A 26,410-nucleotide genomic window follows, 5' to 3' on the forward strand; every position below is an offset into this window, starting at 1 on the left:
TTATTTATTAAGTGTCATTATTGTCAGTTATCGTTTGTGTCTATATTTCTACTTCTTATTATGCGTATTTTGTCATCTAATCTATAGCTCTTTACCGTAAGAGTAGATAGGCCAAATGTTAAGAGTCGTTGGAACAACTGACTATGTCTATGTTGGCGATGCCCTACAAATAAAACAAAGCTTGGCGCATGACAGGGGGGAGGTGCTTTCCTAACCCACGGATGATTGGAGCATCATCTTGCTCTTCTTTAGCAGCATGAGTCGATTTGGTAGCTTGCGACTGTAAATACGCCTGCCATTCCTCGGCGCTCGGCTTACTAAAATGACGTATGCGTCCGATGACCTGACGCAGCTGGCGACCAAAACGGCCAGTATTGTAGGGTAGATTGTATTTGCGGCATATGTCCTGTACTTGCGGTGATATGCGAGCGTAGTGGTTGGCTGGCATATCAGGAAAGATATGATGCTCAATCTGATGTGATAAATTGCCGGTCAAAATATGGAATAACTTGCTACCTTGGATATTACTAGAGCCGAGAATTTGCCGTATATACCAGTCACCTTTACTTTCATTGGTATCAAGCTCAGTATAAATATGTGCTTGGTCTGTGAAATGCCCACAAAATATTACTGCCCAGGTCCATAAATTGCGCGTCATATTTGCAGTGATATTACCGCTCAATGTGGTCATCGCACTACGTCGACCTAACGCCAGCCCCGCTATAGTAGGAAATGCGATATGGTCTTTGCCGACCTGCCTTGCAATTTTGGCAAATAAACCACGAGATTTTGGTTGCATTATCTCTGTGAGCTGCGGCGAATCAGCATATTCATCAGCACTAATTTGAATATCATGAAAGGCGACTGCCCACTCAAACCCCAAGGCCAATACCATAGTACTGAACAGGTTATAACGGTCGCTTGGTGTCCAAGGCTGCTCGTCAGTCACGCGAATTAAATGATAGCCGACGTCATGGTCACGGCCAACGATATTGGTAAACGTGTGATGCAAATAATTGTGTGAATGTTGCCATAGCGGTGCAGGGCAAACGATGTCCCAATCAAATTTTTGACTGTTGAGATAGGGATGCTGCATCCAGTCATATTGCCCGTGCATGACGTTATGTCCAAGCTCCATATTATTCAAAATTTTACTGAAGCTCAGTAGAGAGGTACCAAGTAACCAAGTAGCAACCAGACTGCGTTTCGATGGCATACGCCCAGCCACTGCAAGTAAACCACGAGAGACAATCTCGCTATAGACTACAGTGGCATGTACACGTTGAATATAACGCGCATCATCGCTACCCAGTGAATCCATGACACTTTGATATAGCGTGTTCAATTCATCGGCTAGCGCATCGCTTTGGTCTTTTGGTAATTGTGCACCCGTTAATGTTGGATAGCGCTTTTGTTTTAATTGCATATTCGTGTCTGTCGAAAATGTAGATACGGCAGATTGTGCAGTGAACATAGGCGGTAATAAACGCATAGAAATTCCTTAACTAAGGCTATTAATATCGAATGTCATAGGGTTGGTTTCATCAGATGTCTAGATCTTATTGGACAACCATGACTCATGGTTTTTAATCATCTTATATATCTAATACCACATCTGTCATGGCAATATTGATGCAGGTTTGAATCGATTCATAGCCGTCGCTACTTATTTTTCCCGTCTCAATATTCTTGACCACACCGCTGGCTTTGTTACAGCGACATAGCTGACAGATACCTTGCCTACAGCCGTGACTGAGGGATATACCTGCTTGTTCAGCACCGATGAGTAATGTGGTATTGGTATCAAATTGTCGCTGTCGACCGCGTAAGTAGACCGTTTGTTTTGCTATACCATTTTTTGCGTTGTCCGTATTATGGCTATTGTCATCGATAGCAAGCTCATGTGACAGATTGCCAAAACGCTCATATATAATGTTATCTCGCAACGAGCGTCTATCGTTCAGTGAGTCCATATCTGACAATGTAATGGCTTGAACAGCATCATATAGTCCGACTAATAATGCTTGCGACCCACAAACAAATATCTGTGTATCTGCTAATGGCAAACTAAGTGCTAACAAGCTTTCCGCGCTTAAATATCGCGTATCCGCTAAATAACTATTAGGGTCTTCTGTATTGATAAAGTGATAGGTAAAACTTGAATAACTGTCTTTTAATTGCTGCCAATGCTCTAAAAAAGGCGTCTCTGCCAGTGGCATGCGACTGTAATATAATAACGTGACCGTATGGCTTTGCGATAAGGCTTGTGTGATAAGACCTAGCATTGGGGTAATGCCGCTGCCTCCTGCTATAAACAGTAGCGATGAGGGTGCAAGAGGTAAGCGGTTAGCACTTTGTGCATCAAGCTTTGCCTGTGCTAAGGTGAAGTCGCCGCTGGGCAAACTACTATCGAATATGGTGCCCAGTGGTGCTTGCTGTGTTAGATAGTTGGATACCAATCCTTGAGGTTTGATTGCAATGGTAATGATATGCGACTGTAACTGTTTATTTTCACTATTCTCACTATTGTCGATGTCCGATTGCAGATATAAGGATTGCTTTGGCAAACCCACTAACGAGTAATGGCGCTGATGGTAAATGGCATCAATAATGGTCGTTAAATTGATATGTTGACCACCATGCCAACCGCCGTCTGAATCAAGTACTTGCCGTTTAAAAGCATGATTGCCTTCGAACTGAACTGCAATCAAATCATCATTGAGAGCTTGCCGTGCAATCAACCGTAATTTAGGACGGGTCAACGACCAAAATGGATGCAAACGTGACCCAATAAGGTCAACAAACGCACGTTGTATAATTTCAGGGCGATAGCCAGTGGCCATAAACTCATTACCTCATTTGATGCTTTTTAGAGATGAATATCATATGTTTTATAATCAGGTCTAATGACTTAGGTTTAATGACTCAGGTTTAATGATTTAGGTTTAGAGCTTTTGTATTGAGTGTATTTCAAATTAAATGACGTTACCTTATTAAGGTAAGCTAATATTCTAAAGGCTATTCGTTAAGTTTTCGAAAGGTTTGATGCTATTTTTTGTGGTCTTTATAAAGCAGTAATGAGTCAAAATGTTAAACGAGGCGTCTTGATAATAGATTTCGTTGCTGCTTTTAGGTAGAAAGCGTCATGCTAAATGCCAAAAGCTGCAAAACAACCGCTAAAACAATCTGTTGGCTTGCAGGGTATGCGCCACAATGCGATAATGGCTCATAATTTGTAACCCTGATTTTGAGGTACGGCACACTTGGCATCATTGCCAAGTATGATTTGCTTGCCTCTTCTATGCAGTCTATCGGAGTGTTAATGGCTCAATATATCTACACGATGAACAACGTGTCAAAACTTGTTCCACCTAAGCGTGAAATTCTAAAAAATATTAACCTATCGTTTTTCCCAGGTGCCAAGATTGGTGTATTGGGTATCAATGGTTCAGGTAAATCGACCTTGCTACGTATCATGGCAGGCGTTGACACTGAGTTCAGTGGTGAAGCACGTGCACAAGCTGGTACCAAAGTCGGTTATTTGCCGCAGGAACCACAGCTTGATGACAGCAAAGATGTACGCGGTAACGTTGAAGACGGTATGCGTGAAGCGTTAGATGCACTGGCTCGTCTAGATGCGATCTATGCTGAATACGCTGAGCCTGATGCTGATTTTGATAAGCTTGCTGAAGAGCAGGGCAAGATGGAAGACATCATCCAATCGTGGGATGCGCATAACTTAAACAATCAGCTAGAAAAAGCGGCCGATGCGCTACGTCTGCCACCATGGGATGCAGATGTTAGTAAGCTATCTGGTGGTGAAAAACGCCGTGTGGCACTATGCCGTTTACTATTGTCACGCCCTGACATGCTATTACTTGACGAACCGACCAACCATTTGGACGCCGAGTCTGTCGCATGGTTAGAGCAGTTCTTGCAGAACTATAGCGGTACTATCGTTGCCATTACCCATGATCGCTATTTCTTGGATAATGTCGCCCAGTGGATTTTAGAGCTTGACCGTGGCCATGGCTATCCTTATGAAGGTAACTATACCGAGTGGTTAGAGCAAAAGAACACGCGTCTAGAGCAGCAGAACAAGCAAGAAGAATCGTTTGCTAAAGCATTGAAAAAAGAGCTTGAGTGGATTCGTAAAAATCAAAAAGGCCAACAAGCCAAGTCTAAATCTCGTGTACAGCGTTTTGAAGAGTTGAACTCAACAGAGTTCCAACAGCGTAATGAGACGGCTGAAATTTACATTCCACCTGGTCCACGTTTGGGTAACAAGGTTATTGAGATTAATGACATCTCGAAATCATTTGGCGATCGTTTACTTTATGAAAACCTAAGCTTTAATGTACCAGCAGGTGCCATCGTAGGTATCATTGGTCCAAATGGTGCGGGTAAAACCACGCTATTTAACATGATTACCGAGCGCGATACGCCAGATACTGGAACCGTGGATTTGGGCGAAAGTGTCAAAGTTGCCTATGTCGGTCAGGTACGTGATCACTTAGATGATAGCAAAACCGTTTGGGAAGAAGTATCTGACGGTCTTGATATTATCACTGTTGGTGAATACACCACGCCAAGTCGTGCTTATATTGGTCGCTTTAACTTTAAAGGCTCAGATCAGCAAAAGCGTGTCGGTCAGCTATCAGGTGGTGAGCGTAACCGCTTGCAACTGGCGAAGACGCTAAAGCAAGGCGCGAACGTATTGCTACTCGATGAACCATCAAACGATTTGGATATCGAAACCTTACGTGCACTAGAGGATGCGATTCAAGTATTCCCAGGTACGGTAATGGTCGTATCGCATGATCGCTGGTTCCTTGATCGTATTGCCACTCACATTTTGGCATTCGAAGAAGAAGGTCCAGTTTGGTTCGACGGTAACTACTCTGAGTTTGAGACTTATCGCAAAAAGACAATGGGTGATGACGCCAGTCCTAAACGTGCGAAGTATAAGAAGATTACGAACTAATACGGCTGTTTAGTATATTGCAATCTAATAAAAAAGACCTCTAATCGTTAGAGGTCTTTTTTTGTTTGGGTTATTTGGCTAGACGTTAACTCTAATTAGAGACGGTCATCAAAATCTAACGCTTCCGCCCAAATTTACGCTGCTTTTTATTACTGATTTCAGTAATAGCATGGTTAATTTCATTTTCGTCTAAGGTAGCGACTTGCTGCAAAATTTGCATCATGTCAGGTGTTAGGACGTACTTAGCATGATGGGCAATGTCATTGATACGGTGATCAAATGTCAGAACGCCAGTCTCTTCCTCTTTCTGTAAATAATCAAGACGCGTCAAAGCACCAATGAAACTAGTGAATAAAGCACGGTCAAAGAAGTCAGGAATGTCGTCTGCATATAGCACAGATAATCGTTGACCAAGTAAATGACACAAGTCAACGACTTCATTTTCGGTCAAATTTCCTGAGCCTTGCTGAGCAAGTAGAGCAAGTGTCATAAAGTAACGCTCAAGACTTTGGCCAACTGGAGTCGCCAGTACTTGTAGCTGCTGATAGGACTTGCTATTTGATTCAGGAACGCTAAGTATGCCGTCGCCCAATTCAACGATTAGCCCATGAGAGAGTAAGCTATCCACTTTTTTATTGAGTGTATCAGCTAAGCCGTGTGCTGGATAATATAAGAATAGCTCACTTTGTAGGAACGGATACAGCTGCTCGGCAATACTATCTAGACGACTGCGTTTGATACGGCCATTGCGTGCGACTAATGCTGACAAAAATGACAACAGAATGAAGACATGCAAGATGTTATTGCGGAAGTAACTGAGTAGGGCAGCCTGCTTGCCGACAACCTGAATGATATCTCCTAGGATATGCGGAGTTCGCTCGATCAACTTGAGCTTAATACCGTAATCAATGATTTGCTGCGGGGTCATGTCTGTGATGACGGTATCATCTGAGTAAGCAAGTTGCTTAGCCAAGCCTTGATAAAGCTCGATTTGCTCTCGGCAGCTGTTTTCATCTAGTGCCGCTTTGGGCGCTGACAATAACACCAGTGATAACAGTGATACAGGTGTGACCACGGCAGCTTTATTGATATGCTGCATAATTTTCACGCCGATATTATCGACCATTGCACTGGCTTTCTCATCGAGCGGGGTATCGGTACGGTCAGAAGGTAAGCTGTCTGCAGACACATCAAACTTTGTCATAAATTCAGTGAGATGTAGTGGCGTCCCAAAGCTTAAGTGTACGTTACCGAAAATACGTTCAATTTTGCGACCTACTTTGAGCAGACCAAGCAAAGATTCAGATTCTTTTGGCTTGCCCTTGAGCTCACCAACATACGTGCCGCCTTCCATAATACGTTCGTAGCCGATGTAAGTAGGAATGAACACGACAGGCTTATTGGTTTTACGCAATTGACTGTGTACTGTCATCGCAAGCATACCCATTTTCGGCGGTAGCAGGCGACCTGAGCGTGAGCGACCACCCTCGATAAAGTATTCGATGGGCGTATTGCGTGTGATTAACGTGTGCATGTATTCGCGTAATACAGAGGTGTATAGTGCGTTACCACGGAAACTACGACGGATAAAGAATGCCACGGCACCGCGTAGCATAGGGCCTAGTACTGGTACATCAAGGTTATCACCCGCAGCGACATAAGGAATACTCAAACCGCGTTTGTAAATAACATAGGACAGTAATAGGTAGTCAACGTGGCTACGATGGCACGGCACATAGATAATTTCGTAGTCGGTTGCTAGCTCTCGTACTCGTTCAAAATGGTGTACTTCTACGCCATCATACAACTGCGTCCACAACCACGTTAAGAAGCGGTCGAATACTCGAATGATAGGGTAAGAGTAGTCGTTTACCATCTCGTTGGCATAGCCTTTTGCCAAGCTTCGTGCCTCACGGGTAGTCGTACCTTTTTCTGCAGCTTCCGCTTCTATTGCATGCTTGATAGCGGGCGAATATACCAGTTTGTCTACCAAATTGCGTCTGTCCGACAAATCAGGGCCGAGCATGCTAGCGCGTTGTTTGTCTAAATAAATCGAAAGCTGTTGCTGCAACATGCGCACCAGTTCGCGATTGCTATCGGCAGTCGCTACCAGCGCGTAACTTGGTGCATCGTCAGTATCTTCCTTTATAGAAGCATCTTTGACAGAGCTATCTTGCAAGTCAGTGGCTAGCGAATCAAAAATAGAAGGCCCTTCTACATCGCCTTTTAGGCTATTATCGATAAGCGTGCGCAAATCTTGTGGTGGATGAAACTGTACAAAGGTATCACGTCCCATGACCCCGATATTAAATAACTGCTTAGTAATGCTTGGGTCTTCCCAGTTATCAGTAGTCAACAGCTTAAACAGTGAATCTTCTTTTTCTGGTGCACGCCCCCATAGGATAGAGACAGGGACCAAACGCACTTTTAGCTCTGGATATTGCAGTACAGCCGATACCAAGCGTGACAAGCGCGGTGATAACTGACTGTCTTTAGCACCTGGATGATTTAAAAAGATAATAGCTGCATTTTCTTTAATATTATGCTCGGCATCGTGTACCCCGACCAATGCTGGCGGTAAATTGTGCTCTTGCGTCTGCAAATCGATCAAAATACTGTTGGAGCGGGAATAGTCTTGTAGAACATAAAATCTTAATGTCTGATCGTCAGCATCAAAATCAGGCAACGCACCTAACAGTTTAGGTTTGACAGCAACGTCGAGCATGTGACCCGATAGCTTGCGATATAGCTGATTGATCGGAACACCCGAATAGGACTTGGCGGCGATTGGATTGACGTCAGTATTGGAGCCACTGTCAGTAGTGACGGGCGCTTTAAAAATCCGTTTTTTTAGGAACTTATTCTTTAAGAAACTGGGTATCATAATGGATATCAAAAGTAGTTAAATATATTGCGCTTATGATGCCATAAAAGCCATCAAAGCGATATATAGTGTCTGTATATACTACTAATATTCGTACAGGCTGTTTACTATCTTGTGAGCTAGCTGCATACGAAATACGCTTAATTATTTGAAAAATAAGGTCTTTAGCATAACAATATTGTGGTATAAAATACGATAAATACTATTTTTCCTACTCAATCACTTCACTTAATGATATGAAAGTATTATGACTCCAGCAATCAATCTTGCCAAAAAACGTGGACTTGACTACCAATTGCATGAATATACTCATGACAGTCATGCGGCTTCTTTTGGCTTAGAGGCTGCCGAAAAACTCGGTGTAGACGTAGCACAAGTTTTTAAAACTTTGGTAGTAGCGACCGAAGTGGGTACGCTCGCTGTTGCTATTTTGCCAGTAGACAAGACTTTAAACTTTAAAAAAATGGCCAAAGCTTTATCTTCTAATAAAATACTGCCCTGCAAAAAAGTACAAATGGCAGATCCCAAGCAAGTAGAGCGTAGTACAGGCTATGTACTGGGTGGTGTCAGTCCACTAGGACAAAAGAAACGCTTAGCGACTATCATAGATAGCTCGGCTGAAGCGCATACAACGATGTATGTGAGTGGTGGTCGCCGCGGTTTAGAGATTGAGCTGCCACCTCTGCAATTGGTTACGGCTCTATCGGCACTTTTTAGTAACATTACTGATGATTAAAAAGCATTGTCGCTGATATCAAATAAGTTTATCCTTTTGAGTGTTCAACAGACTCCAATCATTTAAGTCCTACCTTCACTTATATTTTATAAGGATATATTCATGCCACATTTAACCCTGCAAGTGACTCCTAATGTCAGTGTTCCTCACGAAGAATCATTGCTTAAGTCTTTGAATAAAGCGCTATGGGATACTGGACATTTTGGTAAACCAACGGATATCAAAGCCCGCATCGTACCTCTTGAGACTTTTTTGGTAGGTGTTGAGGATGATGAGCAAGCAAATGGCATGGTTTATGCGAATCTAAAGATGATGGCTGGTCGTGATATTGCGACTCGAAATCAACTTGCTGAGCTATTGATGACAACGATAGAAGAGCAGCTAAGCGCAGAGCAGTCAGGGCGAGCAGCACTGCAAGTGTGCGTGGAAGTAGAAGAGCTTAGTGCGGTATATCACAAAAAAATGCTAGGTAGTTAGGAATTGGCTATTGATTAGTTTTTTTAGTACGAGAATGCTGACTTCCATTAGCCATAAAAAAGCGCCTATATTTAGGCGCTTTTTTATGAGTCATCTATTAACTTTGTAATCTTAGTCTTAATTTTAATCTAGGAAAGCAAAACTTTCGATTGGCATTGCCATCATGCTTTCGCTTGGTGCAACCATACCTTCGGCGTGACCTGAGGTACGTGGTAACAGCTTATCAAAGTAGAATTCTGCCGTTTGGATTTTGGCTTTATAGAACTCTGGGGCTTCTACGCCACCGTTTTTGAGTTTGTCATGAGCCACTGCTGCCATACGTGCCCAGTGGTAACCCATCATTACATAGCCTGAGTACATTAGGAAATCATCCGATGCCGCAGAGATAATTTCACGGTCTTTACGTGCCATTAGCATCAAGCGAACGGTCAAAGTATTCCACTCAGCACATAGCTTGGTGAGTGCCCAAACAAATTTACGCATGTCTTTGTCTAGCGCATATTCACCACACCATTTCATGATGCTTGAAGTATAGTCACGAATGATTTTACCTTTTGACTGCAAAATCACTTTGCGGCCTAATAAGTCTAACGCTTGAATACCAGTTGTGCCTTCATACATAGTGGCAATACGAGCATCACGAGCAATCAGCTCCATACCCCATTCTTTGATATAGCCGTGGCCGCCGTAAATTTGCTGACCATGTTTGGCTGCTTCAATACCAAGCTCGGTTAAGAAGCCTTTTAGGATTGGCGTGTAGAAGCCAAGTTTGTCATCCCATTTTTCAAACTCTTCGTCATCACCATTAACGATGCCTTGAGCCATTTTGTCCGCATAGCGTGCTGAATGATAAATCATTGAGCGGCCGCCTTCGGCAAAGGCTTTTTGAGTCAATAGCATGCGGCGTACATCGGCATGATTGATGATGGCATCAGCCACCTTTTCAGGCTCTTTAGTGCCTGATAGCGCACGCATAGAACGGCGATCTATGGCATAAGGTAGGGCGTTTTGGAATGACAGTTCAGTGTGTGCTAGACCTTGAATGCCAGTACCGATACGTGCCGTGTTCATAAAGGTGAACATAGCTTTTAGGCCTTTGTTCGGCTCACCAATCAGGTAACCGACCGCATCATCAAAGTTTAGGACACACGTTGCTGATGAGTTGATACCCATTTTGTGTTCAATAGAACCACAAGTGACGCCATTACGCTCACCAATCTCGCCTTCTGCATTTGGCAAGAATTTTGGTACGATAAATAGTGAGATACCGCGAGTACCTTCTGGTGCATTTGGTAGACGTGCTAGTACAATATGCACGATGTTTTCTGTTAAATCATGCTCACCGCTTGAGATAAAGATTTTGGTGCCACCAAGCTTATAAGTGCCGTCTTCTTGAGGAATGGCTTTAGACTTCACCTGACCCAAATCGGTACCACATTGTGGCTCAGTCAAGCACATGGTGCCCGCCCAAGTACCTTCGATTAGTTTATGCAAGTAGGTTTCTTTTTGCTCATCAGTACCGTACTGCAATATGGTGTTGATACAACCTGTCGATAGACCAGGGTACATTGCCCATGGCCAGTTAGCCGTACCAATCATTTCAGCTTTAATTAGGTTTAACGAGGTCGGTAAGTTCATACCGCCGTATTCTTCTGGGTAAGAAATACCTTGCCAACCGCCTTCTACAAACTGGTCATAAGCATCTTTAAAACCTTTAGGCGTAGTCACCACGCCATTGTCAAAATGACAACCTTCTGCATCAGCCGGTTGATAAAGAGGAGCAAGTACGTTTTCGGCAAAGTCAGCCATGCCTTGCAAAATCATATCGATTGTTTCAGGGTCAGCATTTTCGCCATTGTCCAAATCTTTATAATGTGTTTGAAAGTCAAAAACATCATTTATCAAAAACTTGATATCACGTAAAGGCGCTTTGTAAGTTAACATAGTTGCTCTCTTTAATTTGTTGGTGTCGATTTATAGGTGAGATATGCGTTAAATATAAGTGTGTTTAGAAATGGGTTGGTTAAGGCGGTTTCTTCGATGCTTTTATTAGACGATATGTTCTATTTGATAACGTGCAGTGGTGTATAATTTTTCTTATTATAAATCTTTCTTGGCAACAAATACATATTGTATAAATAATATTCATGAGTATTCTGTTAATTAATAAAAATTATTTATAATTAATAGTTTTTTGCTATGAATTAATCGTCATGTATCTGCTGAAAACTTAGATTCCTTATACTTCTAGGTAAGCTTAGCTTTTTATAAAAGTCATTCATAGAATATCATCACATACTTATTAACCGCCATTGTGTTAATAACGTTACGTTATTTCGTAAGGACAGGGTTTCATGGTTGTATCCAAACCAATGTTGTCGCTCAAGCGACGGGTTGCTACCCTCAAAACTTTTATTATAAATCTGATCAGTAATGAGCTTACGCATTTAACAGCAGTCAACAGAAGCCTTCGACCGTGGCATATTCCATTATTTTCTGCGCTAACTATTAGCTTTCCTGTCTTTGTGGGTGCTTATTTTGAGGTGCTATCGGCAGGAATTATCAGCTCGTTAGGGGCGATGGTTGTTTTGAACTTGCCCCTAGTTGGTAAGCTGCCATATCGCTTGGTCACTGTGATGGCTTGGGGATTCAGTATGTCGCTATGCTTTGCACTTGGAGTGATAACGCAGCAGATTCCTATTTTAAGATTGCCTATATTTACTTTGATGGCATTTGGTATCATTATTTTCGGCCGCTATTATCAACAGCCGCCACCGGGAGGGCTGTTTATTATGATGGCAGGTGCAGTGGCATTATTTATGCCTATTCCGCTTGCTCAACTGCCACATACCGTTGGCCTTATCATGCTTGGTAGTGCATTCGCAGTGCTGATGTCATTGCCATACTCTTTGTTTTTATTGCTGACACGTGAGTGTAAACCTGCGCCTATCTACACCTATCAGGCTGATACTATTAGTGAAAGTGTGATTGTGGCAGGGTTTGTGAGTTTGTCACTAATCGTTGCAATGACCCTAAATATATCTAATCCTTATTGGGCGGCAGTTAGCTGTTTTATTATTATTCAAGGGATTCATCTGCGTACGATATGGATTAAGCAGGTACATCGTTTGCTTGGGACATTGGTGGGTGCAGGGCTGGCCAGTTGGATGCTGTCTTGGAGTCTACCGATATGGGGAGTCGCTATTGCAGTATTGGTTATGATTTTATGTATTGAATCCTTGGTTGACCGTCATTATGGCTTAGCCGTGATATTTATCACACCACTGACCATATTTATTGCAGAATATGGTAGCGGCTTACCGCATACGTATCAACAAGTAACCTACGTACGGCTGGTGGATACCGCCATTGGCTGTATGGTGGCTCTGGCTGGCGGCGTGGTGATGCATTCTACCAATTTACGTGTGCCATTACGGCGTATGGAAAACTGGCTACTGGCACGTTTTGGATAAGAGCTAGATAATAACTGGATAAAAAAAAGGCGTATAAATTCAATTTATACGCCTTTTTTATTTGTAAAGCCTGTGTCTTTTATCTTAACGACCGCTTAAGGTGTTTGTGGCTTGCGTCACATCAACGGTATGACCCGTCCAACGCTCAAAGCTTAAGGCCGCTTGTCCAATCAACATGCCGTAACCTTCGGATGTTTGCGCGTCACGTGCCGCAAAATGCTGTAAGAATGGTAGCGTGCGACCGTACATCATGTCGTAAGCGTAGTGGCAGTTTAAGTCATTATCCAGTGGCAAGGTATCACCTGACAGACCGATAGAAGTGGCATTAATAATGATATCAAATTGTCCGGTCAATTCATTGGTCGCACAAGTCTCAATACTGTGTTTACCGATAGTTTCACTTGCGGTACTCAGCTCATCTACTAAATTGGTCGCCTTGCTCAGTGTGCGATTGGCAATGGTTAAGGCCCCGATACCCGATTGAATCAATGGCAATACCACGCCTCGCGCCGCACCGCCTGCACCAATGAGTGCCACACGCGCACCTTTTAATGGCCAGCCTAAGCTCGTGATATGATTGACGAGACCTTGACCATCAGTATTGTCACCATAGAGGGCGTCAGCGATTGGCGTACCACTCTCTAATAGTGCTTTATTAAACAGTAGAGTATTGACTGCACCTGCAACTTTGGCATGCTCAGACAGACCGCCACGCGCCACGCAGCAGTCATAAGCGATCTGCTTAAAGGGAACCGTTACGTTTGCACCGACGCCGCCACCATGAAAAAACGCTTCGACCACTGCGGTAAAACTGGCAGCATCGTCAGGGCAGTACTGGCGCTGGTAGCTGATATCAATAGCTGCTTGCCCTGCAAATAGCGCATGGATTTCAGGGGATTTACTGTGGGCAATAGGATTGCCAATAACGATAAAATGCTGGGTCATATATGGTCCGCGAGCTATAAGAGGCAAAAAAGCATTAATAAGAGAGTCGTTGAAGCGCTATTATCATAAGGGATAACGCGATGTTTGACAAACCGAGGCTTTCGTGAATAAATGCTTGAATAGATGGCATTTTTTTATGCGTTAGGTATTTAACAAATATGTACTCTCTAGGAGTGTTATCCGTAACGTAAAGGGTGGTCAAGTATCAAGCAGTTGGGTAAACTATATGACACGCCCTATATAGTCATTCCACTATAAAAGTATGACAGCGTTAACCTCGCTTGACGTATCACATATACATCTACACTCGTTTGCCTTGTACTACTTTTAAATTAAATCGACTATAGTGGTTATTACATTATAAAAAATTGGCTTTGAAAATGTGAAGTCATAAAAAACATTATTCATTAGCAGCGGCATATTTGCTTGCTCGCTAATATTCTTTTGAGATCAATCTGAAAGTGTGAGTAAATTGCCCATGTGGAATAATAGCCTACAGACCTTTTTGGCCAGTACGATAATGGCAGTTGGTGTGTCGTTGAGTGGCTGTAATAGCAATACAGATGATGACCAAAGCGTCGATGCAGGAGCCAGCGAGCAAGTAGTCGCTGAGACTGCTTCAGCAGATGATAGCGCTGCAACGAATACTGAGGTAGAAGCTGGAAAGGCCCAGCAACGCACACAAGTAAAGTATGACGTCTCGGCATGGGGCAACGAAAGCGTAAACTCAATCAACGTCGGTGACTTGGAAGGTATCCAGTCGACCTTTGGTAAGGTTTTGAGCACCGATGAAAACAGCTTAGACTATGCCAGTAATCCAGCAGCCAAGTATCGTTTTATGGATACTGAAGCGCCTTATTTAGATATTATTGATTCTGAAAAGTATCTTGAGCTTGGTTGGTATTTTGCGAATCCTACCGACTCTGATGAAGAAAAAGAGCTGAGTCAAAATCATGCCAAAAAGGCCTATCAGCTCGCGCGCAAATTGATGGGTGATGAGGGTGGTAACCTCGTAGCTGATATGCTCAATGTACAAATCATCAAAAACAAAACCATCGGTGGTCAGAAAGTAGAACTGGCAAAATGTGAGTTCTATAGTTGTATGTTGGTCATCAATAAAGCAGATGCCCAAACAGATAAGAGCTAAATAAGGCAAGTGTCGATGCCACATTCAATAGCCAGTGCCATACCGCCAAGTGGCTGGATATGTCTAGATTCATCAGGCAATACGATAGAGCCATCAAAGGCTATCATGTCGTTAGACAATCGTGGACTGGCCTATGGTGATGGGTTCTTTACCACTATGGGTGTCATCGACGGTCAGATATTGTGGCTAGATTATCATCATCAGCGCCTTGTCTCTCATGCTAATGCGTTGCAGCTAAATATAAACAGCGAAGAGCTATTAGCAGTATTGCAACTGTACGCCCAGCAATTACAGCAAGGCATGCTCAAGCTGATTGTCACGCGCAGCACGCAAGACATCCGTGGTTATGGCTATACGCCAAGTACGTCTGGTAGTGCCTGTGATATTTGGCTGAAATGCTCTGCGATGACTGTCGCGACCGCTGAGCCGCTATGTCTACCTGATGGTCGCTCCATTCCTATACAGCCTAGTAGTGCTGCTATTTGCTTATCTTCGCAGCTCTCCTGCCTACCACCGCCGCTTGCAGGACTCAAAAGCCTTAATCGTCTTGATAACGTGCTGGCGAGTGGCGAGTTACAAGGTATCAAAGCTCAAATATCAAAATCTAATACGGAACAAAGCATCGGCGAGGGTCTGTTACGTGATATGAGTGGGCAGTGGGTCGAAGGTACGATGAGCAACGTATTCTATCAATTGTCAGAAGCACCACTGTCAGAATCCGAAACCACTTCTAGCGCTTATGAAGATAATGAAAATTACCTAACCACTGGCCAGTGGTATACGCCATCTATGGCTCAATCGGGTGTCGCTGGCGTCATGCGGCAAGTGATTATCGATGCTCTATCAAGTACGGAATATCCAGTCGTGATAAGACCGTTAACAGATGAGGACTTACCCAAACTAACGCAGCTTTTCTTTTGCAATGCATTACGTGGCATCATGCCAATGAGGAGTTTGACACTGTTGTCAGGTGAGGTTGTGGGGTTTAAATAACAGTCATGTATAAGCTAAATAGTCTATCCTCTTCCAATAATATTAAATTTAGTGTCGATAAAATCATCTGGATATAAAACAACTTCCTCATTTCGATACATCTCTTGCGCTTTTATCAATGCATCTTGCTTATCTTCAGCAACCACTTCCACGATATTACTCAGCGTTTCAACAATTTCTATTTGAAATTTTTGCGCTGTTTTCTCATCTTTTTTCATCGTATTCACTTTCATTTCTCACAAATAACTTCAGTTATCAATGCCAACTAGATTAGCAAAAGCACTCAAAAGAAGTGATCGTCTTTTGTTACGTGGTCTTGTGTCTTAGAGCAAATCGATCAATGATCCTGTTTTTTAAAAGGATAAAATTGCATGCGCTCAGTCTATGAAGAAACTAGAATTCCACTACAAATTCGTCGCTTGATGGTTTTTGATGAAATTTGCCAACTGGCTAAAAGTAAGCCTGATGAAATGATTCACTTACCTTGTTATTCACAGATAGCGTTTAGTATTGTTTATTCTAAGAAAGATAAAAAATACACAGCATTTGGGAGTATGTTCAAGTATGCGCATACTCTTCAAGAAGTCATAGAACAAGGTTTGGATAAAAGATTTCATGAAGATACTGTGATGTGTGCAATTACAACCGAAAGACAAGCTTTTACTAAAGCTTCTCGCACTCCGTTAGGGCTGCTAATGAGCTGGAATAAACAGGTAAAAAATCGAGCTTATACTTGTATCGATGGCAATGTGAAGAACTTTTTTAAAGTAAATGATGAGCTAGAGCTAAATTACCCTCCTCATAAATTTTATGGTCGTTTGGTTGCTGCCAAGGATTTGCCATTATGGGATGATAAGTGTTGTTAGTATGACTTTCGATAGTGGCCACGGCTCACAAATTCAATAATGCCTTTATCACGTAGTATCTGTAATTGCTGACGGATTTTATCTGGGATGTGGTTGTTTTCAGGGTATTTAAGTTTTAACTCGTTAGCAAAAGCATAAACCTGCTTTAGCGAAAAGTGAGTATCGAGTCTATCGATACACTGCCAGATATCGAGTGTCCAACCACGAGAAGCGACAGACTGTCTTCGTAAAAATAAGGTTTTTTGAAATTGTTGGCTGACATCTTCGCGTGGTATGACTTGCTGATTTTTGACCAAAAATACTTTGCCTGATTCTGGTACTTGGCGCAAGTCGATGTTGCATCCGACCCAACCTGCGCGTTTGGCAGTCGCTGATAACGGCTTACGTTTGATAATAATATCTGGCTTAAAGAACTGCTTAGGAATAATCAGAAAGTTATTGACGGTATATTCTTTTGAATATGTCAGGAAGAAAAAATTGGGATTGTCCTCACTGTTGATGCGTTCAATCATCGTCTTATAAGCACCGTCATTAATGATATGACTTAATTTAGATTTTTTACTGTTTAGCTCATATTGCTCACTACAATGTGCACAATAAAAATCAGCGACAGGTTTGCCGTTCGTAAATTCTGATAATGGTTGGGTATTACAGTTAGGGCAGTAGCTATTGGTTGCAACCCAGTTTTCACTTAATACTCGAATTATTTGACTAGGTGATTTATAGTTTTTGGCAAGACTTTGATTAAAATGTAGGTTCATAAGATATTTTCATTATTGATAGATAAGCTGAGAATACTGAAAAAAGCGCCTGAGTATCAAGCCATATAAATGAGCATCAATAGCAAGATAATTCATAAGCTAAGCAAATAACATTGAAAATCGCACGGTTCAGTGCTAAATTCTAGCAAACATCTGCCTTGCGAGTTGCCATGAGCACACCTACACTTGAAACGCCTCCAGAACGTCCTAATAATGAGCCATCTAATAAGAAAGATAGCAGCGTTGAGGAGCGTGTCGATACCACACTACCAGACTCTCAGCCGGTAGTGGATAAAGTGGAGGATAAGCCCGCGACCAATGTCTCACTGATCAGCGGAGAGGGTAAGCCGCGCCAGTATAGAGTGGATAATCAATCGTTCTTTATGCAGCGTGGTTATCAGGTATTGCTCGTGCTTGGGTTGATTGCTGCGTTTTTCTTGGTGATGGTCTATCAGACATTGTTTGGACGTATCGAACAGCCAGCAAAGAAGATCACGATTGAGCAGGGGCAGACTTACTATGGTCTATTGCCGCAGTGGCAACAGCAGATTCCGTTGTTTTCTGCCAGCGTGGCCAAGCTTTATATCAAGTCGCAAGTCGATGCGCCATTACATTCGGGCATTTACCAGCTACCAGAAAATCCCACGATTGCCGAAGCGTTGCAAGTGCTAGCACAAGGTGCGAAAGCGGCGATGGTAAAGGTACAAATTATCGAGGGTAAAACCTCTAAAGACTTGTACCAAACACTACGTGATAATGATGGTATCAAAAAAGAAGTACTGACTGCTGATAGCGACAATGCCAGTATTGCCAAAGCGTTGGAGTTAGATGGCATCTTGCCAGCATCGGTCATCAACGACAGTGATCCTATCGTCAATCACAATCTCGAAGGGTGGTTTGCCCCTGATACTTATTATTATGGTGAGGATACCACTGATAAGCAGGTACTGACGGATTTGTACAAGCGTCAGCAGCAAGCGTTGACCGAAGCATGGGAAGGTCGTGCGCCCAACTTGCCTTATAGCACGCCTTATGAAGCGTTGGTGATGGCGTCTATTATCGAAAAAGAAACCAGCGTGGCAGAAGAGCGTCCGTTGGTGTCGGCGGTATTTAGAAACCGTCTGAACCAAGGCATGCGTATGCAAACTGATCCGACGATTATCTATGGTATGGGTAGCCGCTATGACGGCAATATCCGTCGCAAAGATATCAATGAAAAAACATCTTATAACACCTATCAAATTGATGGCTTGCCACCAACGCCAATCGCGCTGCCATCGGCTGCTTCTATCGAGGCGACTTTGCATCCTGCAGACAGCGAAGCATTATATTTTGTAGCGACTGGTACCGGTGGACACAAATTCACCAATAGTTTGGCTGCACACAATCAAGCGGTAAAAGACTATCTAAAAGTCATGCGAGAAAAGAAAGCACAAGCCGCATCACAGTAAATTAGTATATATAAAAGCAGCACCTTCATTTCTTTTTAAAAACCTATCATTTACTGAGCGTTATGTAATTATCTACATAATGCTCATCAATGACACAAGGTCATATCATGTCAGCACCTATGCAAGACCAGTTATCTCAAACAACATCCCCCAAAGAAACCCATGACACCATGCCTACTCAAGGATGCTTTATCAGTTTTGAAGGTACCGAAGGCGTGGGGAAAACCACCGCGATTGAACAGTTATGCTTGCGATTAGAGGACATTGGCATCCAGTATCTGCGCACCCGAGAGCCAGGTGGCAGTCCATTTGCAGAGCGTTTACGAGAGATGCTATTAGATCCTACGACCGATATTAATGATGATACGGAGCTGTTGCTACTATTTGCCGCCCGCTGTGATCATCTACAGCAAGTGATTATACCTGCGCTACAACGTGGCAAATGGGTAATATGTGATCGTTTTACTGATTCAACCATCGCCTATCAAGGCTTTGGTCGTGCGCATGGGGATGAGGCAGTACGAGCCAAGATTGATGTGCTCATCGAGCAGTTTGTGCCACAGCTGCCCGAGCTAACATTGTGGTTGGACTTGCCAGTATTAGAAGGTATGGCACGCGCTAACAAGCGCAGCGCTGCAGATCGTTTTGAGCAGCAAGCGACCGATTTTTTTACGTGGGTGCATGAAGGCTTTAGTCAATTGGCGAGCGAGTCTCCTGAGCGCATACAGCGTATTGATGCGTCAGGCACTGCCGATGAAGTAGGTGCGCGAATATGGATGACGGTACAAAATAAGTTGGATATTAAATAGCTGTTTTCATAGTGAAATTCTAATAAGCTAGCATTTGATTATTTTCCATGTTAGGGAGATTATCAAAATCGTTACCATAAAAAGCCCCAACATTACGTCGGGGCTTTTGTGTTTCTTGAACCATCAATATAGTAGATAAATAGTCACTCAAAGAGTGGGCGTCATTATTTGCTAGCTATTCACTATTACTTCTCTTTGTTCTCTACTTCATTATCTACCTTGCTTTCTAAGCTCGTTGGCTTGGTATCATTAGCAGTTTCGATGTCAGCACTTTTGGCATTGTCTTGACCAGAGTCAGGTAAGCGACTTGGATCAAGCGCGCCTTTCTTGGTCTTAGGTGCATTACCATTACCATTGGTATTGCTATTGCTAGATACCTTAGTTTTGGAGACAGCGGTTGAGTTCGCTGACATGACCCCTTTATTAGCAGATTCGTCTTTTGGTTCGATAATTTTGTCAGTAGTCGTTGCTGGCGACGTTGAAGAGTCTTTAGACTCAGCATCGTTGCTTGAATGACTCGATGAGTCACTAGCGGTGTCTTGCTCAATGTTTGTCTGCTCAATACCTTTTTGTTTGTTGCTATCCGTTGCTTGCTCAGTTGCATCAGCACTTTCATCGCTCGGCTCTTTCTCTTTACGTTTTTCCGGTGCTTTTGAGCTGGATTCAAAGTTGGCATCTGCCGCCATGCGAGCTTGCTCTTGCTTCGGTGTCACATCTACTGGCTTAGGTTGCACTTCATCTTCTACTACTAGCGAGATGAGCTTGCGATCGCGTGGTACGATGCCATCGAACTTATCAGTAATAACGTGCAACTTGCCTTCTTTGTCTATGGTATAGAGCGGGACAAATTGTTTGTTATCCGCTTTATATTGTTCAAAGCTGTAGCTATCAGTGATGTTTGTAATTTTGATACGTGCCTTTTTAGACAGCATGCTGGCAAGCTTGGTATAAGTTGCATCTTTGCCGAATAGCCACTGCGATTGAAAGCTCGACTGCTTGTCTTCACGTTCGCTTCTGGCCTTTTCATCGCTGAATTTGAGACGATATAATTTGCGCTCACCAAATTCATGACGATAATGAATCTCGGACAAGGTATTCATTTCTTTGTCCATACTCATGGCAAACAAACGCCCAATACCGATAAGATCAAGGTGATGATCGGCATGGTCAGAGATGGGATTACCAAAATAAGTACGCAAACCACTCATGCGTGCACGGGCAATGTTGGTATAGTTGTTGTGCGCAACGATGACATCAAAGCCTTGGTCTTTTAAAGACGTGGCTATCAGTAGTGCGATGGGGTTTGAACCGACGATAAGAATACCGTTGGTCTCAGGTTCACGGACGCCAAGCAAGTTGCCGACCACTTTTGAGCCTAAGCCCTGAATCATAACCGTACCAATAATGACCATAAATACTAATGGTACGAGCAGCTCAACGCCTTGAATAGCATACTCTTGCAAGCGAATCGCAAATAGCGAAGAGATAGCTGCCGCGACGATACCACGCGGCCCAATCCAACTAATCATCAGCTTTTCATTGGTCTTGAGGTTTGAGCCGATAGCCGATGCCCAAACAGACAGTGGGCGCGCTACGAACATCACGATAGCGAGTAGCACCAATCCTGCAAAGCCCACACTCATTAAGCTTGCTAATTCTACACGTGCGGCAAGAATAATGAAGAGCACCGAAATCAGTAGAATAGTTAAAGATTCGTTGAACTCTAGAATGGTCTCACGTGGGAATTTTGGCCAGTTTGCTAATGCCACACCCAATACTGTAACGGTCAATAGACCAGACTCATGCTCTAAATGGTTCGATATTGAGAATAGAACCAGGACAAAGGCAAGGGTAAAGACATTGCGTAAAAACTCAGGAATCATATGGCGGCGCATGAGGAACGCGAGCAGCCAAGCGCCCGCCATACCCATTGCTGTCGCCAACACAACGATTTTAGCAAACAGTAATATACTGCTAGCTTCGCCGCCCGAGATAATATATTCATAGACCAATACCACTGCAATGGCGCCGATTGGATCGATGATGATACCTTCCCATTTTAGGATGTTAGATATCGTCTTGTTCGGGCGCACACTGCGCAGTAACGGCATAATGACCGTTGGGCCAGTCACGCAAACCAGCGCACCGAATAGCAAGGCGATTAGTGGATCGACATCAAATAGTAGATAGGTCGATAATGCGACGATAGCGATGGTAATAAGTACGCCGACCGATACTAGCATTTGCACAACAGTACCGTGTTGCTTAATCTCATCGAACTCTAAGGTCAGCGAGCCTTCAAAGAGAATAATCGCTACGCCCAAAGAGATAAAGGGGAACATCAGCTCCCCCAATACCAAGTCGGGATCGAAGATACCCAGTACAGGGCCGACGATAATACCAATCAGTAATAAAAATAAAATGGACGGTTGCTTTAAGTACCAAGCCAACCATTGGGCGGCGATGCCAATCCCAACCACGCCAGATAATAATAGGGCGGTATCCATAAATTGATCCTTTTATAATCTTGTCATATTTTATATCTATCAATCGCTCTTTAGCACCTATCTATAGAGGCACATTTTACAAAAGCTGAACGACAACAATGGCCAAGTGACAACAATGACAACCATCATGAATCATAACGTGAGCCAGATATGATATATATACTATAAAGTAATAGAGACAAACGCATTCCTAGACAAATAATGCCCATCTCAAGAAATACAATTAGCAGTGTCAACCTTGCTTGTGCTACTGGCTTGGCTTACGAGCAGTAGTACCTGCACTTGTTTTACTGTTATTCAAATTTTTAGAAATGGTATAAGCGTCTCTAGACATGCAAAAGATGAAAAATAAGGGTGATGATAGCCAATTCTATAAATATATAGTCCGTAATAATAATGGCTATTAACCTACATTTTTTATAAAGTTATTAGGCTTGCCATCATAACATGATTTTATTTCATACCTACTAAGGCTGAGCTTACCACGATACAGTTTATCCACTATGACACTGCCACATCGTCAACTATATAAAGGTATTGCTTGTACTAGGCTGTCTTGTATCGATATTATAGTGGGTTGATTGTAGTATTGAGCAACCACAACAGGGTATAGAACCATTATGAAATAACCAATCCTTGGGTTATCCTGAATTACTGAAATGATAGCAAACTAACGTGATGGCTTATCATAAAGTAGCGGCATTTATCGTGCATGTAGCTTGTATCGTGAATCCACTATGAAAGAGTTGCAGCAACGGTTGCCATGCAAAGGCAATAAAATATAGATATAGCATGCAGACAAGCTAAAAAATATTAAGATGGCTTAAGCTAAAGTCACATTTTTTACCTGTCTTATAATGGCTCTAGAGAATAACCAGAACAAGCTTATTAACATCGACAATAATAACAATCATGATCACTCATATGGAGGATGGTATGCGTACAGATATGTCTACAGCACAATCTAAATTGAATATGCAGCATTGGTTACAGCGTAGTGCGTTGGCGCTTGCTGTTAGTACATCGATGGTCGTTGGTATGACTGCCACGACTATGACCAGTGCTCAAGCGGCGGTCAGCACGGCAGACTTCTCTGACTTGGTACAACAAGTGACCCCAGCAGTCGCCCGTGTGAACGTCACAAAAACGATTAGTGAAGCTGAGCTTGCCAAGGCGCAGACAGCTGAGCTGCTACGTCAGTTCTTTGGTGATCGTCTAAGTATTCCTGAACAGGCTACCATGCCAGCGATTGAGCATGCTTATGGCACAGCTTTCTTTGTTAGCTCTGATGGCTACATGCTGACCAACCATCATGTGGTGGAAGGTGCGGATAAAATCACGGTCACGCTCAATGATAGAACGGAGCTAGATGCGGTTTTAGTCGGTAGTGATGAGCGTTCAGATGTGGCAGTGTTGAAAGTCGTGGGTAATAAATTCCCACCTCTACCTATCGGTGACTCGAATGCGCTGAGAGTAGGGGAGCCTGTACTAGCGATTGGTTCACCATTTGGTTTTGATTACTCGGCATCCGCTGGTATTGTCAGTGCCAAGTCGCGCAGTTTTTCGCGTGAGACCAGTGTGCCATTTATTCAAACCGATGTGGCATTGAACCCCGGTAACTCAGGTGGTCCATTATTCAACCAGCGCGGTGAAGTTATTGGTATCAACTCGCGCATCTTTAGTGGTACTGGTGGTTATATGGGGCTGTCATTCTCGATACCGATTGATGCGGCAATGGATATCTATCAGCAGCTAAAAACAGATGGCGAAGTAGTGCGTGCTTATCTCGGTATTTATCCTCAAGATATCGATCGTAATCTAGCTGAGGCTTATAAGCTAGATCGCCCTCAAGGTGCTTTATTGACACGTGTGTCACCAGACTCACCGGCACAAAAAGCTGGTCTAAAACCTGGTGATATTATTTTGCAATATAACAATGTGCAGATTATGCAGGCCTCAGATTTGTTAAATCTGCTCAATAGAGCCAAACCAAGCGATGCATTCCGTGCACAGATTCAGCGTAATGGTAAGCAGATGATGGTCAGTGGCCAGCTTGCGTATGCACCCGATGATGTAAGAGCTCAAGGCGGTGATCAACAGAATGACGATGTACAGCTGGGCTTACGTCTACGTAACTTGACTGTTGATGAGCAAGCTGAAATCGCCGTGGATCATAAAACAGGCATTTTGGTGACGACAGTTGACCCTACTGGGCTTGCTGCACGTTCAGGTATATTAGCAGGAGATGTAATTACCAATTTTCATCAAAAACCAATTAAGGAAGTGACTGACTTTTCAGATGCTATTTCATCGCTGCCTGAAAAAGGCGTGGTGACGATGGAAGTCATCCGTCAAGGTATCCCTGCGATTATCGGGTTACGGATTGAGTAGTCAGTAGGGTAGCGATAATCAACTCCTTATAAAAGAGAGATCAAGTGCATTTTGCTTGAAGTCGCTTATATACAGCGATACTTGGTTGTCTTGGCTCTCTTTTAAATTGAATGACCGATGCGAGAGATAGTATTAAAAACTGTATGAGTAAACAAATTGTGACAGTGAGCGTCGATAATTGTACTTGTCTATCGTAGAGGCTGACCTCTATAATGGCTGATTTTTTATCCCATGATTGAAAGTGTGTCTTTAGCGAAATAGAAGACTATTTCGATAGATAATCATTTTGATGGGTTAAACGCTCCATATTATGGTTGTTATTACAATCGAAGCGCGCCCTTATAAACTATTACAACCTATGATAAACGTACGCATGGAGTGATTTATTTAGCAGGCCATGCGCTCTAATATAGGATTGACTATAAGCTGTTTGATAGGCTCATACCGTTACACGACCATCAGGTAATTATGACTGACCATGTTTTATATATACTAGGTATCTCTACGTCAGCAGCATTGCTAGCGTACATCGTACTGTGGTCAATATTACAAACGTTCAATGCTAATCCTACCAAGCGATTTTTGCGTATCTGGGTGAAACTGGTACTCTATTACGCAGCCTATACCATGCCCGTTTGGATCGTATTAATGGTGATAGGTTGGTCGCAGAATATGCTACCAGTATTGGCGCAGTTGTCCGTACCATCATTGTTGTTAGCCATATTCGTAATGGGCATGTACTTTTATACTGTGGTGGTGCAGCCTAATTGTTTACGAGTAGAGCATCATGCTGTTGATTTGAATTTATCAAAACCACTGACCGTCGCTGTGCTAGCTGACTTACGCATTGGGATATATAGCGGTAAGCCGCGCCATATTCGCAAGCTTGTTGCCACTATCAATGCTTTGTCAGCTGATGCCGTATTGATTACAGGCGACTGGCTGTATTATCCAAGTGCAGATTTGGTTGGGCAGCTCATGCTGTTCAAAGCGGTCAATAAACCTGTCTATACGGTGATGAGTACGTCGGATCTGTGCTATCAATCGATTAATACGACCAAGCAAGGTCAGCCACTGTTAGAAGATACGTTGGCCAGCACTTTCGATGTACTTGATATCAGTTATATCGGTCAGCAGTGTACCTCGTTACCGCTTAAGACTATGGATATGGGTGCGGTGAATAGCCGCCCATTGAACCAAGATATTTTTAGACAGCAAGACAGTGATGCCAATTCAGTGGTTGCAGCGCTCTGCGGCTGGCAAGATATCCCTCAGAGACTCGCTGATATTGATGACTCAAACACGGCTGCAAAAATAGCGCTTGGTGCTGAAATCGCCAATGCTATCAACCCTGTTATTATTTTGGCTTCACGATTTGATAGTCTCAGTGACTTGCCCAAATCTTTACAGCCGCGACCGTTATTGATTACGGGCGCTGCGAAAGCCACTCAAGAGAACAGTTGGTGGGCACAAAAAACCCAAGACGTGCAACAAAGCGATGAGCAATCGACATTGTCAAATAATAGTCGGTTGGGTAAGCAGCGAGGTTTATATCAACATGCCAGTGCGCAGATATTCGTCAGTAGCGGTATAGGCACACGAGGGCTGCCTTTTCGGTTGTATCGCCCCACTATCGATGTGTTGACAATTCGTTAATTTGTGCCAAAATTCTTATAAGTCCTCATCCATTGCGCTAAACTGAATGTTAAGTAATAATGTCAGTATTGATGTGCTTTTTTGAGCGTTATATTGGCATTATGGGATAAGAAGAGCGACGTGTTATTTGCTGCATAATAACTATCTTGGTCGTCAATTGATTGATAGCGGTCAAATTAAAATATGCTACACTAGCAGGCGTTTTTATTATTTAATTTTTATTGCTGAATAAGCCTTATCAGTCATTGGCAAACACAATGTCAATACGTATTTGAGCACATCATTATTTATGTGGCAGCTGATTTTGCAGTAGAAAAATATTTATTTTAA

At 43.0% G+C, this 26,410-nt stretch carries 19 protein-coding genes; 11 read left to right on the plus strand and 8 right to left on the minus strand.

The annotated features are described in order from the left end of the window. Positions 1 to 163: 163 nt before the first annotated feature. Both ACZW67_RS06360 and ACZW67_RS06365 read right to left on the minus strand, forming a co-directional pair. Positions 164 to 1,492: a fatty acid desaturase family protein gene (locus ACZW67_RS06360; protein WP_465182579.1), complete on the minus strand. Its 1,329-nt coding sequence runs from the start codon at positions 1,490 to 1,492 to the stop codon at positions 164 to 166. Positions 1,493 to 1,595: 103 nt separating this feature from the next. Beyond that, positions 1,596 to 2,843 carry a flavin reductase family protein gene (locus ACZW67_RS06365; protein WP_465182580.1) on the minus strand — a complete coding sequence of 416 codons (1,248 nt, stop codon included), beginning with the start codon at positions 2,841 to 2,843 and terminating at the stop codon, positions 1,596 to 1,598. A 479-nt stretch (positions 2,844 to 3,322) separates the two neighbouring features. Between ACZW67_RS06365 and ettA the strand changes: the two genes are divergently transcribed. Further along, a complete protein-coding gene (ettA, locus tag ACZW67_RS06370; protein WP_110921994.1) occupies positions 3,323 to 4,984 on the plus strand; it encodes an energy-dependent translational throttle protein EttA in 1,662 nt (553 codons plus the stop codon). Between the two features lie 115 nt (positions 4,985 to 5,099). Here the strand turns inward: ettA and plsB are convergent, their stop codons facing one another. Beyond that, positions 5,100 to 7,868: a glycerol-3-phosphate 1-O-acyltransferase PlsB gene (plsB, locus tag ACZW67_RS06375; RefSeq protein ID WP_465182581.1), complete on the minus strand. Its 2,769-nt coding sequence runs from the start codon at positions 7,866 to 7,868 to the stop codon at positions 5,100 to 5,102. A gap of 247 nt (positions 7,869 to 8,115) precedes the next feature. Here plsB and ybaK point away from each other — a divergent pair, with 247 nt between their 5' ends. Together ybaK and ACZW67_RS06385 are read left to right on the plus strand one after the other, a co-directional pair. After that, positions 8,116 to 8,604: a Cys-tRNA(Pro) deacylase gene (gene ybaK / locus ACZW67_RS06380; protein ID WP_465182582.1), complete on the plus strand. Its 489-nt coding sequence runs from the start codon at positions 8,116 to 8,118 to the stop codon at positions 8,602 to 8,604. Positions 8,605 to 8,706: 102 nt separating this feature from the next. Further along, positions 8,707 to 9,081 carry a 5-carboxymethyl-2-hydroxymuconate Delta-isomerase gene (locus ACZW67_RS06385; protein WP_194196135.1) on the plus strand — a complete coding sequence of 125 codons (375 nt, stop codon included), beginning with the start codon at positions 8,707 to 8,709 and terminating at the stop codon, positions 9,079 to 9,081. Between the two features lie 123 nt (positions 9,082 to 9,204). On the opposite strand, the gene ACZW67_RS06390 is transcribed toward ACZW67_RS06385, so the two are convergent. Beyond that, the gene (locus tag ACZW67_RS06390; RefSeq protein WP_197099653.1) at positions 9,205 to 11,025 is read right to left on the minus strand and encodes an acyl-CoA dehydrogenase C-terminal domain-containing protein; all 1,821 of its coding nucleotides are present in this window, start codon (positions 11,023 to 11,025) and stop codon (positions 9,205 to 9,207) included. A 410-nt stretch (positions 11,026 to 11,435) separates the two neighbouring features. On the opposite strand from ACZW67_RS06390, the gene ACZW67_RS06395 reads away from it, so the two are divergent. Beyond that, positions 11,436 to 12,554, plus strand: a complete 1,119-nt coding sequence (locus tag ACZW67_RS06395) for an FUSC family protein (protein ID WP_465182583.1) — start codon at positions 11,436 to 11,438, stop codon at positions 12,552 to 12,554. Between the two features lie 84 nt (positions 12,555 to 12,638). Here ACZW67_RS06395 and aroE read toward each other — a convergent pair whose 3' ends face one another. Beyond that, a complete protein-coding gene (aroE, locus tag ACZW67_RS06400) occupies positions 12,639 to 13,499 on the minus strand; it encodes a shikimate dehydrogenase (RefSeq protein ID WP_465182584.1) in 861 nt (286 codons plus the stop codon). A 478-nt stretch (positions 13,500 to 13,977) separates the two neighbouring features. Between aroE and ACZW67_RS06405 the strand changes: the two genes are divergently transcribed. Both ACZW67_RS06405 and ACZW67_RS06410 read left to right on the plus strand, forming a co-directional pair. Beyond that, a complete protein-coding gene (locus ACZW67_RS06405; protein ID WP_465182585.1) occupies positions 13,978 to 14,646 on the plus strand; it encodes a hypothetical protein in 669 nt (222 codons plus the stop codon). A 15-nt stretch (positions 14,647 to 14,661) separates the two neighbouring features. Further along, the gene (locus ACZW67_RS06410; protein ID WP_465182586.1) at positions 14,662 to 15,639 is read left to right on the plus strand and encodes an aminotransferase class IV; all 978 of its coding nucleotides are present in this window, start codon (positions 14,662 to 14,664) and stop codon (positions 15,637 to 15,639) included. Positions 15,640 to 15,662: 23 nt separating this feature from the next. Here ACZW67_RS06410 and ACZW67_RS06415 read toward each other — a convergent pair whose 3' ends face one another. Continuing rightward, on the minus strand, positions 15,663 to 15,857 hold the full coding sequence (locus ACZW67_RS06415; protein ID WP_465182587.1) for a DpnD/PcfM family protein: 195 nt from the start codon (positions 15,855 to 15,857) through the stop codon (positions 15,663 to 15,665). A 153-nt stretch (positions 15,858 to 16,010) separates the two neighbouring features. Here ACZW67_RS06415 and ACZW67_RS06420 point away from each other — a divergent pair, with 153 nt between their 5' ends. Beyond that, positions 16,011 to 16,505, plus strand: coding sequence for a hypothetical protein (locus tag ACZW67_RS06420; protein ID WP_465182588.1), 495 nt, complete (start codon positions 16,011 to 16,013; stop codon positions 16,503 to 16,505). On the opposite strand, the gene ACZW67_RS06425 is transcribed toward ACZW67_RS06420, so the two are convergent. Next, on the minus strand, positions 16,502 to 17,266 hold the full coding sequence (locus tag ACZW67_RS06425; RefSeq protein ID WP_465182589.1) for a DpnI domain-containing protein: 765 nt from the start codon (positions 17,264 to 17,266) through the stop codon (positions 16,502 to 16,504). The genes ACZW67_RS06420 and ACZW67_RS06425 overlap by 4 nt on opposite strands. A gap of 170 nt (positions 17,267 to 17,436) precedes the next feature. Here ACZW67_RS06425 and mltG point away from each other — a divergent pair, with 170 nt between their 5' ends. Beyond that, a complete protein-coding gene (mltG, locus tag ACZW67_RS06430) occupies positions 17,437 to 18,717 on the plus strand; it encodes an endolytic transglycosylase MltG (RefSeq protein WP_465182590.1) in 1,281 nt (426 codons plus the stop codon). A gap of 107 nt (positions 18,718 to 18,824) precedes the next feature. Then, on the plus strand, positions 18,825 to 19,526 hold the full coding sequence (gene tmk, locus ACZW67_RS06435; RefSeq protein WP_465182591.1) for a dTMP kinase: 702 nt from the start codon (positions 18,825 to 18,827) through the stop codon (positions 19,524 to 19,526). Between the two features lie 185 nt (positions 19,527 to 19,711). Here tmk and ACZW67_RS06440 read toward each other — a convergent pair whose 3' ends face one another. Continuing rightward, positions 19,712 to 22,033: a cation:proton antiporter gene (locus tag ACZW67_RS06440; RefSeq protein ID WP_465182592.1), complete on the minus strand. Its 2,322-nt coding sequence runs from the start codon at positions 22,031 to 22,033 to the stop codon at positions 19,712 to 19,714. A gap of 975 nt (positions 22,034 to 23,008) precedes the next feature. Between ACZW67_RS06440 and ACZW67_RS06445 the strand changes: the two genes are divergently transcribed. Beyond that, positions 23,009 to 24,424 (plus strand): Do family serine endopeptidase, encoded by a 1,416-nt coding sequence (locus tag ACZW67_RS06445; RefSeq protein WP_465182596.1) that lies wholly within the window; start codon positions 23,009 to 23,011, stop codon positions 24,422 to 24,424. A 468-nt stretch (positions 24,425 to 24,892) separates the two neighbouring features. Further along, entirely contained in the window at positions 24,893 to 26,080 is a 1,188-nt protein-coding gene (locus tag ACZW67_RS06450) for a hypothetical protein (RefSeq protein ID WP_465182593.1), read from the plus strand. Positions 26,081 to 26,410 lie beyond the last annotated feature (330 nt).

This window comes from Psychrobacter sp. TPE 89C (assembly GCF_055522395.1).